Source organism: Fictibacillus aquaticus (genome assembly GCF_002245695.1).
GTDB classification, from domain to species: Bacteria; Bacillota; Bacilli; order Bacillales; family Fictibacillaceae; genus Fictibacillus; species Fictibacillus aquaticus.
Map to the genome: position 1 here is coordinate 1 of NZ_NOII01000072.1, position 1,689 is coordinate 1,689.

The following is a 1,689-nucleotide window of genomic DNA, read 5'->3' on the forward strand; positions in this document are numbered from 1 at the left end:
TATGTAGATCTCTCCTTTTGCCGGCTTCATATATCCGCTGATTAAGTTCAGCAAGGTTGACTTTCCCGAACCGCTGCGTCCGACAACTGCGACAATTTCTCCCTCGCTTATCTCAAGTGATATGTTGTGCAGCACAGGAACGATATGCTCTTTTCCTTTTTTTCCGATCCTGAATTCATGGAAAACGTTTTGAACAGAAATCAAATAAAACACCCCTTCGTGTGTATTAGTATGTATAATACACATAATACTTTCCATCACCCATTTATGTCAACACTTTCCATAATTCTTTTTACACACTCTAAAAAAGGATTTGGTCCTATGTCATTGAAGTGTAAGAGGTAACAACTGAGACAAGGAAGTGTGCATATGCAGAATTGGCAGACAAAAGATCAACTGAAAAACCTAGTAAAAGAATTGGTGAACGTTCAGAGTATGACCTTCTCACCCGGAGAAGTTTATATGGCAGATTTTCTTAAAGTAAAACTGCAAAACCTTTCTTACTTTAACGAAAATCCAGAGTACGTTCGGCTCCATGGACTTGAAGACGGCCGGAAACTTCTCACTGCTTTTGTGAAAAATGGCGATCATAAAGATACCGTCATTCTTCTCAGCCATTTTGATGTGGTGCATATTGATGATTACGGCGATTTGAAACCGTTTGCGTTTGAAACGGATTTACTGACAGATAAAATAGCAGATCTGAAGGATCTTCGAGAGGACGTAAGGGCTGATATTGAGAGTGGAGAATGGCTTTTCGGACGGGGAACAATGGACATGAAAGCAGGAATTGCTCTCCATTTTTCACTTCTGGAAAAAGCGGCTGCCGGCCATTTTCCAGGCAACCTGCTGATGATCTCCGTCCCTGACGAAGAAGCGAACTCAGCCGGCATGCTTTGCGGTGTGAGTGTGCTGAATGAGCTGAAAGAAGAATATGGCATTCAATATAAAGCCTGTTTAAATGGTGAACCGAGCTTTACGAGCCACCCGGGAGATAACCATCATCATGTGTATACCGGTTCAATCGGAAAGCTGCTCGCTGGTTTTCTCTGCTACGGCAAAGAGACACATGTAGGTGAGCCGTTTGCTGGTTTAAGCGGAAGTCTGATGTCGTCCGAAGTAACGAAAGTTTTAGAGTGGAACACCGATTTTATCGATAAAATGGACGATGAAATCATGCCGCCGCCGTCCAATCTTTTGCAAAAAGATTTGAAGGACCATTATTCTGTGCAGATTCCACATGCGTCTGTCACGCTGTTTAACGTGATGCTTATGAAAAAGCCGCTGCAGCAGCTGACTGACGAACTGCTTTCAACTTGCGTGACGGCAGCAGAAGATCTGCATCAATTTATGAAGAACCGTTTGAAGAAGTACGAAGATATTTCTGGCATCTCTGTTTCGGCACCTGAGATCTCTGTCCTGACTTTTCAGCAGCTGTGCGATTATGCCATTGAAAAATACGGAATTTCAGAGATTACGCGAATAGAAAATGAAGTTCTTGCGAAAAAACTTGGAGATGAACGGGAAACAGCTTTGCACTTTGTAAACGAGATAGCCGGCCTATGCAGAAATCTTGCCCCAATGATCGTGCTGTTCTATGCGCCGCCGTTCTATCCTGCCGTCCATTCGAGCAACAGTTCTCTCGTCCAAAAAACAATGGCTTCTGTCATGGAGAGATTTCCAACGGTA

General features: G+C 43.3%; 2 protein-coding genes. One reads left to right on the plus strand and one right to left on the minus strand.

From position 1 onward, the window contains the following. On the minus strand, positions 1 to 204 hold a 204-nt coding region (locus tag CGZ90_RS19755; protein ID WP_240515500.1), incomplete at its 3' end, for an ATP-binding cassette domain-containing protein. 165 nt (positions 205 to 369) lie between these two features. On the opposite strand from CGZ90_RS19755, the gene CGZ90_RS19760 reads away from it, so the two are divergent. After that, positions 370 to 1,689: M20/M25/M40 family metallo-hydrolase (locus CGZ90_RS19760; RefSeq protein ID WP_094254205.1), on the plus strand; the 1,320-nt coding region annotated here is incomplete at its 3' end.